The sequence below is a fragment of the Cellulophaga baltica genome (assembly GCF_900102165.1).
Classification (GTDB): Bacteria; Bacteroidota; Bacteroidia; order Flavobacteriales; family Flavobacteriaceae; genus Cellulophaga; species Cellulophaga baltica.
In genome coordinates this window covers 280,635-295,287 of sequence record NZ_FNBD01000007.1, presented here as the reverse complement: position 1 = coordinate 295,287, position 14,653 = coordinate 280,635, and the positions used below count along the sequence as shown (strand labels likewise).

The 14,653-nt window shown below is 33.8% G+C and carries 18 protein-coding genes and 1 rRNA gene; 7 read left to right on the top strand and 12 right to left on the bottom strand.

Annotation, left to right across the window (positions count from 1 at the left end; genetic code table 11):
* Window positions 1-189: 189 nt before the first annotated feature.
* A 5S ribosomal RNA gene (gene rrf / locus BLQ19_RS14005) occupies window positions 190-301 on the top strand.
* Between the two features lie 103 nt (window positions 302-404).
* Window positions 405-1,037 carry a PAQR family membrane homeostasis protein TrhA gene (gene trhA, locus BLQ19_RS14000; protein WP_074538751.1) on the top strand — a complete coding sequence of 211 codons (633 nt, stop codon included), beginning with the start codon at window positions 405-407 and terminating at the stop codon, window positions 1,035-1,037.
* Window positions 1,038-1,039: 2 nt separating this feature from the next.
* On the opposite strand, the gene BLQ19_RS13995 is transcribed toward trhA, so the two are convergent.
* Both BLQ19_RS13995 and BLQ19_RS13990 read right to left on the bottom strand, forming a co-directional pair.
* On the bottom strand, window positions 1,040-1,468 hold the full coding sequence (locus BLQ19_RS13995; protein WP_024479887.1) for a DUF4268 domain-containing protein: 429 nt from the start codon (window positions 1,466-1,468) through the stop codon (window positions 1,040-1,042).
* Window positions 1,469-2,140 (bottom strand): ZIP family metal transporter, encoded by a 672-nt coding sequence (locus BLQ19_RS13990; protein ID WP_029448480.1) that lies wholly within the window; start codon window positions 2,138-2,140, stop codon window positions 1,469-1,471.
* Between the two features lie 77 nt (window positions 2,141-2,217).
* Between BLQ19_RS13990 and BLQ19_RS13985 the strand changes: the two genes are divergently transcribed.
* Window positions 2,218-3,381 (top strand): THUMP domain-containing class I SAM-dependent RNA methyltransferase, encoded by a 1,164-nt coding sequence (locus BLQ19_RS13985; RefSeq protein WP_034659622.1) that lies wholly within the window; start codon window positions 2,218-2,220, stop codon window positions 3,379-3,381.
* 86 nt (window positions 3,382-3,467) lie between these two features.
* On the opposite strand, the gene BLQ19_RS21735 is transcribed toward BLQ19_RS13985, so the two are convergent.
* The 4 genes from BLQ19_RS21735 to rlmD are packed head-to-tail and all read right to left on the bottom strand — an operon-like array spanning window position 3,468 to window position 6,333.
* Window positions 3,468-3,602 carry a hypothetical protein gene (locus BLQ19_RS21735; protein ID WP_255352108.1) on the bottom strand — a complete coding sequence of 45 codons (135 nt, stop codon included), beginning with the start codon at window positions 3,600-3,602 and terminating at the stop codon, window positions 3,468-3,470.
* Between the two features lie 14 nt (window positions 3,603-3,616).
* Window positions 3,617-4,414 (bottom strand): DUF6048 family protein, encoded by a 798-nt coding sequence (locus BLQ19_RS13975; RefSeq protein ID WP_074538750.1) that lies wholly within the window; start codon window positions 4,412-4,414, stop codon window positions 3,617-3,619.
* The gene (locus tag BLQ19_RS13970; protein WP_025614470.1) at window positions 4,395-4,892 is read right to left on the bottom strand and encodes a DUF6452 family protein; all 498 of its coding nucleotides are present in this window, start codon (window positions 4,890-4,892) and stop codon (window positions 4,395-4,397) included. The genes BLQ19_RS13975 and BLQ19_RS13970 overlap by 20 nt, the downstream gene beginning before the upstream one ends.
* A 25-nt stretch (window positions 4,893-4,917) precedes the next feature.
* The gene (gene rlmD, locus BLQ19_RS13965; RefSeq protein WP_074538749.1) at window positions 4,918-6,333 is read right to left on the bottom strand and encodes a 23S rRNA (uracil(1939)-C(5))-methyltransferase RlmD; all 1,416 of its coding nucleotides are present in this window, start codon (window positions 6,331-6,333) and stop codon (window positions 4,918-4,920) included.
* 237 nt (window positions 6,334-6,570) lie between these two features.
* On the opposite strand from rlmD, the gene rocD reads away from it, so the two are divergent.
* Window positions 6,571-7,851: an ornithine--oxo-acid transaminase gene (gene rocD, locus BLQ19_RS13960; protein ID WP_074538748.1), complete on the top strand. Its 1,281-nt coding sequence runs from the start codon at window positions 6,571-6,573 to the stop codon at window positions 7,849-7,851.
* 74 nt (window positions 7,852-7,925) lie between these two features.
* Here rocD and BLQ19_RS13955 read toward each other — a convergent pair whose 3' ends face one another.
* The 3 genes from BLQ19_RS13955 to BLQ19_RS13945 are packed head-to-tail and all read right to left on the bottom strand — an operon-like array spanning window position 7,926 to window position 8,857.
* Window positions 7,926-8,237 (bottom strand): CCC motif membrane protein, encoded by a 312-nt coding sequence (locus BLQ19_RS13955; RefSeq protein ID WP_024479895.1) that lies wholly within the window; start codon window positions 8,235-8,237, stop codon window positions 7,926-7,928.
* Window positions 8,238-8,243: 6 nt separating this feature from the next.
* Window positions 8,244-8,570 (bottom strand): CCC motif membrane protein, encoded by a 327-nt coding sequence (locus BLQ19_RS13950; RefSeq protein ID WP_025614473.1) that lies wholly within the window; start codon window positions 8,568-8,570, stop codon window positions 8,244-8,246.
* A 26-nt stretch (window positions 8,571-8,596) separates the two neighbouring features.
* The gene (locus BLQ19_RS13945) at window positions 8,597-8,857 is read right to left on the bottom strand and encodes a DUF2752 domain-containing protein (protein ID WP_310733893.1); all 261 of its coding nucleotides are present in this window, start codon (window positions 8,855-8,857) and stop codon (window positions 8,597-8,599) included.
* A 91-nt stretch (window positions 8,858-8,948) separates the two neighbouring features.
* Between BLQ19_RS13945 and BLQ19_RS13940 the strand changes: the two genes are divergently transcribed.
* Window positions 8,949-9,131: a hypothetical protein gene (locus BLQ19_RS13940; protein WP_024479898.1), complete on the top strand. Its 183-nt coding sequence runs from the start codon at window positions 8,949-8,951 to the stop codon at window positions 9,129-9,131.
* 1 nt (window position 9,132) lies between these two features.
* Window positions 9,133-9,678 (top strand): DUF8465 domain-containing protein, encoded by a 546-nt coding sequence (locus BLQ19_RS13935; RefSeq protein WP_025614475.1) that lies wholly within the window; start codon window positions 9,133-9,135, stop codon window positions 9,676-9,678.
* On the opposite strand, the gene BLQ19_RS13930 is transcribed toward BLQ19_RS13935, so the two are convergent.
* Window positions 9,675-10,181: a hypothetical protein gene (locus BLQ19_RS13930; RefSeq protein WP_025614476.1), complete on the bottom strand. Its 507-nt coding sequence runs from the start codon at window positions 10,179-10,181 to the stop codon at window positions 9,675-9,677. The genes BLQ19_RS13935 and BLQ19_RS13930 overlap by 4 nt on opposite strands.
* 217 nt (window positions 10,182-10,398) lie before the next feature.
* Here BLQ19_RS13930 and BLQ19_RS13925 point away from each other — a divergent pair, with 217 nt between their 5' ends.
* Complete coding sequence (locus BLQ19_RS13925) at window positions 10,399-11,547, top strand: cysteine desulfurase family protein (RefSeq protein ID WP_074538747.1); 1,149 nt, start codon at window positions 10,399-10,401, stop codon at window positions 11,545-11,547.
* Here the strand turns inward: BLQ19_RS13925 and BLQ19_RS13920 are convergent.
* Window positions 11,544-12,197: a hypothetical protein gene (locus BLQ19_RS13920; RefSeq protein WP_025614478.1), complete on the bottom strand. Its 654-nt coding sequence runs from the start codon at window positions 12,195-12,197 to the stop codon at window positions 11,544-11,546. The two genes, BLQ19_RS13925 and BLQ19_RS13920, sit on opposite strands and share 4 nt — an antisense overlap.
* A gap of 10 nt (window positions 12,198-12,207) precedes the next feature.
* Entirely contained in the window at window positions 12,208-14,652 is a 2,445-nt protein-coding gene (locus tag BLQ19_RS13915) for a TonB-dependent receptor (protein WP_074538746.1), read from the bottom strand.
* Window position 14,653: the final 1 nt, after the last annotated feature.

Sequence of the window (14,653 nt, the reverse complement as noted above, 5' to 3'; positions counted from 1 at the left end):
AGGCTTGCACAACTTGCCCCCTTTAATTAGGGGGCGGACTTCCTTTTTTTAAAGGTATAATAACCAAAAATCGTAGCTTACTTTAGATTTAATCTAAAACTGTGTTTATAGTGCGTGTTTTATACACCATTTTGTCCCTTTAATATGTTAACAATATTAGTTACTATGCATTTGTGTAGTACAACGATTTAAGGTGACCATGGCGATAGGGTCCACCCCTTACCATTCCGAACAGGGAAGTTAAGCCTATCAGCGCCGATGGTACTGCTATACCAAGTGGGAGAGTAGGTCGTCGCCTTTTTTTAATCAAGTCCTCAATAGAAATATTGAGGACTTTTTTTGTTTATATAGGGTTCATATTACGCATAAGACTTACTTTTAAGCATACAAACGTACTTTACCTTATGCAAGAGATTTCTCCCTACAAAAAAGAAGAACTTCTTAATACATTATCCCACGGAATCGGAATTCTTTTAGGATTCATTGGCTTCTATTTTTTATTAGATAAAAATTCTAGTAAAAGTGAGTACGCCATATTGGGTATTTGTATCTATTCTTTTTCCATACTATTACTTTATTCAGCTTCTACATTATATCATGCCACTGCAAAGCCTAGTTTGAAAAAAAAGTTTAGGATTGTTGATCATATCAGTATTTACTTTCTAATTGCGGGAACGTATTCTCCTGTGGCGCTTATAAGTTTAGTATATGGAAACGGTTGGACTTTATTTACAGTAGTATGGAGTATAGCATTGTTTGGAACTATACTGAAGTTATTTTTTACAGGAAGGTTTGAAATTGTATCCTTACTATTGTATTTGGTAATGGGGTGGTTAATTGTGTTCGACTTTCAGAACTTAATAGCGGCTACTAGCCCTTTAGGGATAAATCTATTAATGTTGGGCGGTGGATTTTATACCGTAGGGATACTTTTCTACGCTATTAGAAAAATACCGTACAATCATTTTATATGGCACTTATTTGTTTTAGGTGGTAGTATTAGTCACTGGTTGTTTATCTACCTAGATGTTGTGTAATATCAATCTATAAAAACAGCTTCAAAATCATTAAAAAAGGCTTCAAATTTTATCATATGCTCATTCATAAATATCATGGTTTGTTGCCAGGTATTTTTATTGTGAATACTTACCTGATCTAAACGTACATAGATTCTGGAAATTTCTGTCTGGTTTTCTAAAAAGGTATATTCTTCGAAGTGCGCTTCTGGTAGATAATCTGCTATAAGTACGGATTTCAAAGAGATTACTTTTTCCCATAAATTAATACGCTTCTCTAGATCTTTGCTTTCTATATCTAAAGCTACCATGGCTTTTGACGTGTCAAAATAAAATTTAAATGAAAAATCTTTAATTTTCGTATTGTAAAGTATCCATTTTGTAGGATATGATTTGCCAAAAGATATCCAAAAATCCTCTCTTAATTTTTTTGATTCACTTTTACTAAACATCTATAAGAAATATGCGATTATGATACCAATGATAATTACGAGTAATTTACTTAGGTTAAATTTATGCCCCTCAGAACTTTCAAATAAAATTACGGTAGATATATGTAAAAATACGCCAATGGCTACCGCATTTAATTCTGATTTTATCGTGGAAAGTAACTCAATATTTGCTGCTAAATAGGTTCCTAAAGGGGTCATTATTGAAAATAAACATATAAAGAAATAAGCAGATGGTTTACTCATTTTAGAGCCAATTAAGAAAATGCTTAAAATGATGGCAATCGGAATTTTATGTACCAATATGGCATATAACATTGAGTGGTGATCGCCTATAGGTACACCTTCTAGAAGAGAGTGAACAGATAAACTTATGAATAGCAGCCAAGGAAATTCTGTCTTGTTGCTATCCATATGCATATGGCCGTGTTCTGCTCCTTTAGAAAAGAATTCTAAAAATATTTGTAATAATATTCCAAGCATTACAAATACTCCCACTTTTTTTTGATCTGTTCCTTCATATATTTCAGGTAGAAGCTCAAAAACAGTCAATGCTAAAAGGAAAGCACCACTAAAGGCTAGTAGTAGTTTTATGCCTTCTTTTTTTTTAGGTTTTATTAAATAAACAAATAGGAAGCTTACTAATACAGCTAAAATGGGTAATAAATAGGTCATGCTAGAATTAGGTTTTTTTAAAATGTAACCTGAGGCCGCAAAATTAATGTATTTTTGTCGTAATGTTTTAGATAGGTATGGAGAATTACAAAATGGTTGCCAAAACAATGTTTGGTTTTGAAGGAGTTTTGGCTAAAGAGCTACGAAAGCTTGGGGCTTTAAATATAGAAGAAGGCGTTAGAAGCGTTAGTTTTGAAGGGGATATGGGTTTTATGTATAAAGCCAATTTATGTCTAAGAACGGCTATTAAAATAATTAAGCCAATACATTCATTTACAGTTAGGAATGAAGAAGAGCTCTATAAGAAAATATATGCGTTTGATTGGACCGAGTATTTAACACCGCATACCACTTTCGCTATTGATACTACCGTGAACTCAGAAAATTTTACGCATTCACTTTATGTATCTCAAAAAGTTAAAGATGCTATTGTAGATAAATTTAGAGATTTAGATGGTATTCGTCCAGACGTTGATATCAAGTTTCCAGATCTTAGAATAAATATACATATTCAGAAAGAGCATTGTAATGTTTCTTTAGATACCTCAGGTAGGTCTTTACACCAGCGTGGGTATAAAACAGCTACCAATATTGCGCCTATTAATGAAGTTTTGGCAGCTGGTCTTCTATTATTAAGCGGTTGGGATGGTCAGAGTGATTTTCTAGACCCTATGTGTGGTAGTGGAACTATCTTAGTAGAAGCAGCAATGATTGCGTGTAATATTCCTGTAAATATTAACAGGAAAGAGTTCGCTTTTGAAAAATGGCCAGATTATGATCAAGAGTTGTTTGATAAAATAGTAGAGAGCTGTTTGAATAAGACAAGAGAATTTCATTTTAAAATTGCAGGATACGATAAAGCGCCTTCTGCCATACGTAAAGCTCAAGACAACATTGAAAATGCAAATTTATCAGAATACATAAAGGTTGGACAATTTAATTTCTTTGAAACTGAAAAGGCGGTAGATAGCCACTTGCATATTTTATTTAATCCGCCTTATGGAGAGCGTTTAGATATAGATATGGAAGACTTCTATAAGAATATAGGTGATACCCTTAAAAATCATTATGCAGGCACAGATGCTTGGCTTATAACGTCTAATCTAGAAGCATTGAAGTTTGTTGGTCTGAGACCTTCTCGTAAGATCAAAGTATTTAATAGTCACTTAGAATCTAGACTCGTTAAATATGTGATGTACGAAGGAAGTAAGAAAGCGAAATTTCAAAATAAAGAATCCTAAATGATGTCATTAAAGAATAAGGCTTTACTCTATAATTTTTTAAGCTTTGCTATATTATTTATAGTACTTCGCTTTTTTATATTGGATTACCTGTATGAGAGTACCGTGGTGAAGTCTATCGTTTCTGCACTCGTCACCATGATATTTGCACCTAAGTTTGCCGTCCTTAAAAATAAGGAAGGCACTAGAATAGTGATGAAGTGGCTTTTTTCTAAAAGCATCAAAAAATTATAGTCTAATTTCTTGGCGGTGGTGGAGGTGGTTGACTTCCACTTTCGTCTACATACTTTTTACGTGTTTGTTTTTTCTTTTTATACAACGGGATAAAATAGGTAATAGAATAGTTAAAGCTGCTGCCAAATCTACTATTATCTGTAACCTTATTAAAACCGGGAATCCACAAATTTTGGAAACCATCAGAAGCATCTTTATCAGGTGCTTTATCAGTTATTAAAAGACCTAAGCGTACACTAGCACCTAAATAAATATTAGAAAATAGTTCAACTTTCAATCCTAGTACAGCTTCTAGCCAAGAGGCATTGAGTGATGAGTATTCACCAATATTTTCTGATCCTAAAGCAAAGCTGTCTTCATTAAAATAACGACTAGTACTAAAAATTTGATAGTCATTTATGGTTTGGCTAAAACTACTAAAAGCATAACGGCCACCAAGGTGAATTAAATTATTCATCCCAAACCAATTCTCGTAAGAATTAAAGTCTACTCCTAGTTTTATGTAGCTCCCAGAGGTAGTGAAATTATACAAATCTTCTTGCTTTGTTTTCTTTTCATTCCCTAACTCTGCCGCTAAATATAAATTGGGTTTTAATCTAAAATCTCCTACCAACTCTATTCCCGTATAATCATCATCTAACGTAGACATTAAAATCTTGCTTAAATCTACACCTACGCGTAAACCATATCGATCTGTTTTTTGTACCGTATCTTTCGGTTGTAAATCTATAGGCTTAGATTGTGACCATCCCAATAAAGAAACAAAAATAAAACTAAGACTAATGAAATATTTTAACATGCGCAGTGGTTTGATCTTCAACAGTAGTATTTGTTATTTCTATATTTTTAATCCAATTATCAGTATCCGTAGTTAGTTCATCGGATAACTCTTCATAATTAACTACATAACCACAGGCTCTTGATATAAAAACTTCTTTAGTAGCATAATCAAAAACCAAAACATCTTCATTTGCATTTTCGGCATCCGTCGTGGCGTTTATAGATAAATTATAAGTCGTAGATAAACCATCTATACGCAACGGAATTTGAATAGAATCAGTAGACGTATTTGTAATGATATCGCCATACTCACCCGTATCTAAAAGGCCTTTAACTTGTAAGTTGCTTGGTGCTTTTAAATCTGTAGTTATAGTGGCATCGTAAAACCTAATCACTAGAAGTGGTGTATCACCATCTACACAGATATCATCTTTTTCACAAGAATTAAAGGCAAATACCATAACAGCTAAGGCTAGTATATATTTTAGTGTACTCATAAATTAATAGATCATCACTAGATTATTATCGCTTTTCCAAAAGTACAACATTTTCAACATGATGTGTTTGTGGAAACATATCTACGGCCTGAGTTTTTGTAATTTTATAATCGTCTTTCATCAATTCTAAATCACGTGCTTGTGTGGCGCTATTACAGCTAACATAAACTACTTTTTGAGGGGAAATAGCTAGAATTTGAGCAACAACATCTTTATGCATCCCGTCTCTTGGAGGATCTGTTATGATGATATCGGGAGTACCATTCTCACGTATAAATTCTTCATTAAAGATGTTCTTCATATCTCCTGCGAAGAAAGAGGTATTTTCAATTTTATTGAAAACAGCATTTGCTTTGGCATCTTCTATAGCTTCCGGAACGGCTTCTATACCCACAACTTTCTTAGCTTTTTTAGCCACGAACTGTGCAATAGTTCCTGTGCCAGTATACAAGTCATACACCAGTTCATTTCCTGTTAGCCCGGCAAAATCTCTCGTTATCTTATATAATTCAAAAGCTTGATCAGAATTTGTCTGATAAAATGATTTGGCATTAATTTTAAATTTTAAGCCTTCCATTTCTTCAAAAATATGATCGCGACCAGCAAAGCAAATTATTTCTTGATCGTAAATAGTGTCATTCTGCTTCGCATTAACAACATACAGTAAAGCAGTGATTTCAGGGAACTTTAGTTGTAAATGACTTAAAAGTAGTTCTCTTTTTGTTTTATCGTTTTCAAAAAATTGAACCAACACCATGATCTCTCCAGTAGAGGTGGTACGGATCATCATTGTTCTTAATAAACCATGCTGATTTCTTGGATTGAAAAAAGACATATCATTTTTTAAGGCAAAATCTTTTGTTTCTAAACGTATGGCGTTAGAAGGATCTTCTTGCAAATGGCATTTTTCAATATCCAATATTTTATCCCACATACCTGGAATATGAAAACCTAAGGCATTTCTATCTTTTATTTCTGCGTCAGAATTTATTTCTTCTAGGGATAACCAACGGCTATCAGAAAATGAAAACTCCATTTTATTCCGGTAGAAATACTGTTTTTTAGATCCTAAAATAGGCGTTATTTCAGGAAGTTCTAGATGACCAATACGTATCAAATTATTCTCTACCTCTTTTTGTTTGTAGAAAAGTTGATGGTCATAACCCATATCTTGCCACTTACACCCACCGCACGTACCAAAATGTTGGCATACTGGGGTTACTCTTTTATCAGAAAGTGTATGGAACTTTGTAGCAGTACCTTCAAAATAAGCTTTTCTTTTTTTTGTAGTTTGGACATCAACAACATCTCCTGGGACTGTATTGTTTAAAAATATAACACGGCCGTCTGGAGCCTTACCAATAGTTTTGCCTTTTGCACCTGCATCTACTACAGTTACATTTTCAAAAATAGTTTTTGTTTTATTACTTTTTCTACGCATGCCGCAAAAATAGATTGTTTTTATTTAAGTACATAAAAGTTTATAATTTTATAAACTTTTAAAAGCGAAATTCATCGATATAATCACGAATTTGATAAAAAACTTTAGTAGTATTTTTATATTTATTAATTTGCGGTCTCTAGGGGTGATTTCTCTCCCACGCTGAATTTTCGAAACTTCGAAAGGATAAAGGTAGAGGAGGAATGGTTATTTTATTCATATTTAAATTTTATTAGAATGGCTATTTTAGAAACTATGACTTCTAAGGACGTAATTGCTTTAGAAGACAAGCATGGAGCACACAATTATCATCCATTACCTGTAGTATTAAGTAAAGGAGAAGGCGTTTTTGTTTGGGATGTAGAAGGTAAAAAGTATTATGATTTTTTATCTGCTTATTCTGCAGTAAACCAAGGACATTGTCATCCAGAAATTGTTGGGGCAATGACCAAACAAGCGCAAACACTTACATTAACTTCTAGAGCATTTTACAATGATGTGTTAGGGAAGTATGAGAAGTATGCAACAGAAACCTTTGGTTTTGATAAGTTGTTACCTATGAACACAGGGGCGGAAGCAGTAGAGACCGCTTTGAAGATTTGTAGAAAATGGGCTTATGAGAAAAAAGGAATTCCAGAAAATCAAGCACAGATTGTGGTTTGTGAGAATAACTTTCATGGAAGAACTACTACAATTATTTCATTTTCTAATGACCCTGTTGCTCGTAAGAATTTTGGACCTTACATAGACGGATTCTTAAAAATAGAATACGATAATTTAAAAGCTTTAGAGGAAGTTTTAGAGCAGAATAAAAATATTGCAGGCTTTCTAGTAGAACCAATTCAAGGAGAAGCAGGGGTTTATGTGCCTTCCGAGAATTATTTGAAAGACGCTAAAGCACTTTGTGCAAAGCACAATGTATTGTTTATAGCAGATGAAGTACAGACTGGTATAGCAAGAACAGGGAGGCTTTTGGCTACTTGTGGTAATTGCGATTGTGCAGACAAGCATTGTAGTGGTACTCCAGAAGTAAAAGCTGATATTTTAATATTAGGAAAGGCATTATCTGGTGGTGCGTATCCAGTATCTGCCGTTTTAGCTAATGATGCTATTATGGGGGTAATACAGCCAGGAAATCACGGTTCTACCTTTGGTGGTAATCCTATAGCAGCGGCGGTTGGCGTTGCAGCATTAGAGGTTATTAAAAATGAAAACCTTGCGCAGAATGCTTTTGATTTAGGAGAATTATTTAGAGCAGAACTAAACAAGTTTATTCCTACTAGTTCTATCGTTAATGCGGTACGTGGTAAGGGGTTGTTAAATGCTATTTTAATTAATGATACAGAAGAGAGCTCAACGGCTTGGGATATTTGTATGGCTTTGAAAGAAAACGGACTTTTAGCTAAGCCTACGCATGGAAACATCATTCGTTTTGCACCGCCTTTAGTTATGACTAAAGAGCAATTGTTAGATTGTGTTGCCATTATTACCAATACACTTCAGAAGTTTGAAAAATAATATTTTCACTGTTTAATAAAAAAAATCCCGAAGCTTTTGCCTCGGGATTTTTTGATTTAAAGTGTTTTCTCTTATTAAAAATTTCCGTCTGCTGCTGCAGCAACGATAAAAGCAATAATAACGCCAAAGTATAAAAGGAAAAACAAAAGGTAAATGGCCGCTATAGCCAAACCGATATAAGATAATATCTTCCCTGTTTTAGAATTTTCATACCCTGTGTATTCACCAGTGCTTTCCGCATAAATCCGATGCGCTTTTTTAGCACTTGAAAGTCCAAGGAAACTAAATATAGCACCAAAGGGACCACAACAAAATAGGGTCAATACAATAGATAGAATCCCATAAGTTAGGGCTTCACTAGATCCGGGTAACGATTGTTGATGCATAAGTTCTTATTGTGCAGCTTCCATTTGTCTCATCATTTCATCGTATTGCTCTTGAATTGTGTCAAATCCACCAGTTGCAATAACATAAATCCATCTAATAACCATAAGAACGTTTAAAACTAATGCAATAATTGCAACAATTTTACCAGTTTTAATAGTTCCGTAGTTATCATATAATTCTGGACTTTCTTCATATATTTTCTGTGATTTATTTGCCATAAAAAAAGCGATACCTGATGGGATAATTCCAATTCCTGCAAGGCAGCAGCATAGATAACCAAATATGCTTAAAACGATTATCATTGTTGCATTAGGTAATTTTTGTTGTTCCATAATTTAAAAAAAGGTTTAGTTGTTAGTTATGTGAATTTTAAAATGTAATTAATCAAAATCAAAAATACTGTAATAGTTGTTAAAGTTATTGTTATTTTATTTGAATATTTTACGGTATAAAAGCTGCTGTAAAGCAAAAAACCAAAAAGCAATAACAGGGTGTAAATGGCAGGGTACATTTTAAAAGCAGCTCCAAATTCTCCGTGAAGAATTAACGCAACTGAGCGTTGAATACCGCAGCCAGGACAGTCAACACCCAATATTTTTTTACTAAAACACGGGAGCATGTACTCGTCTAATTTTAAAATATAAGTTGCCAGCTGCATTTTTTACTTTAAATTGAATTCTTTTGCCGAAAATTACTATTATTTTTAACCAATGAAAATAAAACAAATCATTTATTTTATCTTAATTATAATGGGGGCTCTCATTATGGGGTATGGCCCTAGGTTTATCGTGAAAGAATATGCCTTAGCTATTGGTGTTGTTTTCATAATGTTTGGTGCCTATAAGACCAGTACTTCTTGGAAAGAACCTGAGGAAAAATCAAAAGAATTATAATATGTCTTTTAAAATTGATGATAGGGTAGAAGCTATGGATGATACGATCACAGGTATCATTAAAGAAATGAAGGGTGATAAAATTACGGTTTTAAGTGATGATGGATTTCTGCTGATATACCAACCATCAGAGCTAATTAAAATTATAGACGATCGTAATCTTACCGTTTCTAACTTTGAAATTGCAAAAATTAAATCTGAAAAAGCAATCCCTAAAAAAAGAAATTCTCAGCTTGTTAAGCCAAAAGAACGAAGCGCTCCCAAGATGGAAGTAGATTTGCATATCCATAATCTAGTCCCATCGCAACGAGGCATGTCTAACTATGATATGTTAAACATACAATTGGATACCGCTAAAAGACAATTGGAATTTGCTATTCGGAAAAAAATACAAAAAGTAGTATTTATCCACGGGGTAGGACAAGGAGTTCTTAAAGAAGAACTACATTACTTGTTTGGTAGATATGATGCTGTAAAATACTACGATGCAGATTATCAGAAGTACGGGTTAGGTGCTACTGAAATTTATATTTATCAAAACAGTTAGTTGGAAGTAACAGTTCCAAATTCCTCAACCGCTAAATCTGTAATTCGTTGATTGCTACTCGTAATTAAACTAATGGTATTCAGTTGTATGTTATGCTCATATTCTGGAGCATCTACAGTTCCTGTAGACGTAGTGGTAATGGTAAGTGTAGCTTCGGTAGCTGTAATTTCGTCAAGTACTGTTGGGGTGCTTGGAGGAATGTCATCACAAAAATAATCACTAGTTACGGTATCTGAAAATAACCTGTAAACAATGGTAGAGCTTGTAGAACTTGTTAATTCTACAGTAATAGAACCTTCTTCTTGGGTTAAAACATTAGCGCCTAAAATAAGAATTAAAGACTCATCATCATTAATTTTGAAAAGTGTATTAGCTTGTGCAATATCAATAGCAGTACAGGTTTGTACACTTACGTCATCAAAATCTAAAGATTCAATTTGTAAATCACCATCATCACAAGAAGAGATGAATATGAATATAAAAACAATATATAGCTTCTTCATTACCAAATTTTAATTTATTATCCTGCTTCAAATTTACAAGTTTTAATTGCTAATTACCTAGTGGTTTATGTTCATTTTATGAAAAGCAATAAAATTACAAGGGGAACTTTTTTTTCAAGCGAATTAATTCATTTTTTTATCACGCTAATTATTTCCTAATTGGGGTGTAATAAAATTTAATTCTTTTAATTTAGCACCCCTTATTAGATGTTAGAGAATGCGAAAAGTTTATTTAGATAATGCGGCTACAACACAGGTTAGAGAATCTGTTATCAAAAAAATGCAGGATGCTTTGGCAGAATGCTATGGTAATCCTTCTTCTACCCATAGTTTTGGTCGTACGGCAAAGACAGCTATAGAGAGAACCAGAAAAACTATTGCTAAATACATCAATGCTCATCCTTCTGAAATTATATTTACTTCTGGAGGTACGGAAGCTGATAATATGATTTTGCGTTGCGCTGTGCGCGATGCACAAGTAACCACAATTATAACTACTAAAATTGAGCATCATGCGGTACTTCATACCGTAGAAGAGCTTGAAAAGGAATACGGGATTACCGTATCTTATGTAGATTTAGATGCCTATGGTAATCCTAAATTATCACATTTAGAAGCTTTGTTGCAAAAAGATGATGCCAAGAAATTGGTAAGTTTAATGCATGTAAATAATGAAATAGGGAATATTATTCCATTAGCAGAAATAGCAACACTTTGTAAGGCTAATAATGCGCTGTTTCATTCAGATACCGTGCAATCTTTAGGGCATTTACCTTTTGATGTTCAGCAGGTCTCTGCAGATTTTTTAACAGCAGCAGCACATAAATTTCATGGACCAAAAGGTATAGGTTTTGCCTTTGTTAGGCGAAATTCTGGTTTAAAACCTATGATTTTTGGAGGGTCACAAGAGCGTGGTTTTAGAGCAGGTACCGAAGCTTTTCATAATATTGTTGGTTTAGAAGAAGCGTTTGTATGTGCATATGATAATCTAGCGGAAGAAAAGGCCTATGTTACAGATTTGAAATCTTACTTTATAGAGCAACTTAAAAAAGCTTTGCCAGAAGTTCAATTTAATGGACACTCAGGAGATTTAGAAAAGAGTACCTACACTTTGGTTAATGCTAGATTACCTTTTGATGCGCAAAAATCTCTGATGCTTTTATTTCAGTTGGATATTAAAGGTATAGCTTGTTCTAAAGGAAGTGCTTGCCAGTCTGGTAGTGATTTAGGATCACACGTACTTACGGAGATTTTGAGTCCTGAAGAAATGAAAAAGCCGTCAATTCGTTTTTCATTTTCGAAATATACGACTAAAGACGACTTAGATTATGTTATTGGAGAACTAAAAGCTTTTGCCGAAAATTAATTCTGCTTCTTGTTTTTAACTCTTTCGGTATCGTAAGGGAATTTTTTTGTGGCCTGTTTCATCATTAGATCAATTAAATCTCGGGTATTCTTACCAGATTTTTTATTGATTTTCTTTTCGTATCGCCATAACAGTTTTCCGCTTTCGCCATCACTTATCTTAATACCGATTCGGCCATAATCGGCTTCACCTAAAATATAGTCCATAAAACTAAATTCCGTAGGAATGCCATCTGATAATAAAATATTTAAATGTGTATTTCCGCTTATAATCCCATCAACATTTAAAATCTTACATAAATCTTTGATGCTATAGATATCAATGTTATCATAGTTAATGTTATTCTGAGCAAGAATAGCATTGGTGTTTTTAGTATTCTGAAACTCTACCGTAAATTTCTTTTTCTTTTTAGGTTGTGAAAAGTAAATCTCAAGAGCATCTTGTACTGCGTAACCTTCTTTTTGTTCCAAAGCCTTTTTTTCTTCTTTCGATAAAGTTTCTTCTAAATCTAAATTTGTAAAGAAAGGTAAAATGGCTAATTCCTTATGATCTTTAGAAAGCTCATTAAATTTAGGACTTTCATAAATATCTTTTTGAGAAAAAGAAAACTGTGTGATAAATAATACGAGTATGATACTTAATTTTTTCATTGTACTGGTTCTAAAATCGCATGCGAACTTTTAAATTTAAAATCCGACTTGTTAAATAATTAGGCACTGCAAATTGTTGTTTTGTGTCTATGTCACGAACCCATGTGTTCGTTATCGAATTCTGGTTGTTGAATAAATTAAATAATTCAAATCCGCCAGACAGTTCTTTAAAACCACTAAGCCAACTATTTTTGGATGCTTGTTTGTTTTCGTCAACAAAAGTATAGGAAATTCCTAAATCTGCCCGTTTATAATCTCTTAATCTACTATTAAATAAATACGGGTCTGCATTGTTTGGAGAACCGCCAGGGAGACCCGTGTTGTATACCAAGTTTAAATACATTTTTACATGGGGTATAGAAGGAATGTAATCTTGAAATAAAACGCCTACTTTTATGCGTTGATCTGTGGGTCTAGCGATATATCCGCGATTGTCGCTGTTTTCTTCTGTTTTCATGTAACCAAGACTTACCCAAGATTCTGTTCCAGGTACAAAGGCGCCATTTAATCTAAATTCTGTACCATACACATAGGCCTTGGCATTATTGTTTGCGGCATAGCGTATCCGTACATCTTCAACAGTATATGTATTTACATTACTTAAATCTTTGTAGTAGGCTTCGCTTACAAGTTTAAAAGGGCTATTCCAAAGCATAAAGCTATATTCATTGGTAAGGACGGTATGGATAGATTTCTGTGCTTTTACATTTGGATTTACTCTGCCATTCAAATCTCTAAACTCACGGTAAAATGGCGGTTGGTGATATACACCAGCTGCAATTTTAAAAAACATGTCTTTTTCCCAGTTGGGTTTAAATGCTATTTGTGCTCTAGGGCTGAAAACTGTTTGAGCATTGCGCGCTATATTTTTACCAGAAACAGACCAATGTTGCGTCCTTGCTCCTATATTTAAGTATAGTGCATTAGATTGCCAATCAACCTGTTTGCTGTACTGTAGATACGCAGATAATCTATTTGTCTGAACGTAATTGGTGGCATTTACACTTTCTAAAGCAGTTATAGGAGTATTAAAAGGTGTGTCGGGCTCATTATTGGTAAACTCGCTCGTATTGGGTCTTACTAAGAAACCTAAAGAATCTAAGAATTCTGATTCCCTTAATTGGTCCCTAATATCCTCGTGACTGTATTTTGTGCCCCATTCTAATTTACTGGTATTTTTATGGTAAATACCTTTGTGTTCTAGGTTAAAGATTAAGGCATCTAAGGTGTTTCTAGCGCTATTAAGTTGTGTGCCTAAGCTCTTGGTGTTAGACACTGTGCCTAAATCAGAATTTAAGTCGCCCAACTGGTATTGAGCAATAATACTAGAAGATTCTTCTTCTACAGTATGGTATAGTGATGGGATAAATTTAAGTGTTGTGTTTTCAGTGAGATGGTAAGTAACTTTTAAAGCACCGGATGCCGTATTATATTGATTGTGTTCTTGGCCTGCGTAAAAAATCGTCAATGATTTGGGATCATTTAAGGTGCCAAAATTTGTAGTTCTTGCGCTAGGCTTATTTTGATAATCATTTACCGAAAACGTCCCTAAAAAGCCAATATTTATTTTTTTTGAAATTGTATAACTCTCATAGGTTTGAAAGTCAAAAGCTACCGGATTAATATTCGTTACTGTTTCTTGTGAGTTTATCAGTAAACTATTGTCTCTGTATCGCACACCGGTTATAGTACTTAATTTTTTATTTCTTCCACTGGTTTCTATAGTGGCATTGGCGCCTAATAAACTTGCATCTACCTGCACACCGTAAGAAACTGGGTTTTTATAGGTGATGTCTAAAACAGATGAGAGTTTATCTCCATATTTTGCTTGAAAACCTCCCGCCGAAAAGCTTACATTCTGAATCATAGCACTATTGATAAAACTCAAGCTTTCTTGCTGACCAGATCGTATTAAAAATGGTCTGTATACTTCAATTTCATTTACATAGACTAAGTTTTCATCAAAATTACCCCCGCGTACATTGTATTGTGTACTTAACTCATTGTTAGAGGACACTCCTGGTAATAGCTTTAATACATTTTCTACTCCTGCAGTTGCCCCTGGTAGCAGTCGGATAATTTCGGGCTCAATTGTGGTGATAGCGTCTACGGTTTTTCTTCCGGAAGCTGTAATGGTTATTTCATCTATTTGAGTAATAGCGGTGTTTAAAACCGGATTAAATTCAAAAGTTTCATTTGTACTAAGAAGTACTTTTTTTAAAATCACATTTTTATAACCAACATGAGAAAAGCTAATGTTGATTTGCTGATCAGCATCAACCTCTAGAAAGTAAAAGCCATTTTCGTCAGAGATGGTTCCTTTTGTAGCAGTACGGACATTAGTGTTTGAAAGAGGTACATTAGTAGCGTCTAAAATAACCCCAGTAATCACTGCTTTTTGGGCGAGTAGAATAACTGGAAATAAAAGTAAACAAAAGAATTTAATACATTTCAAA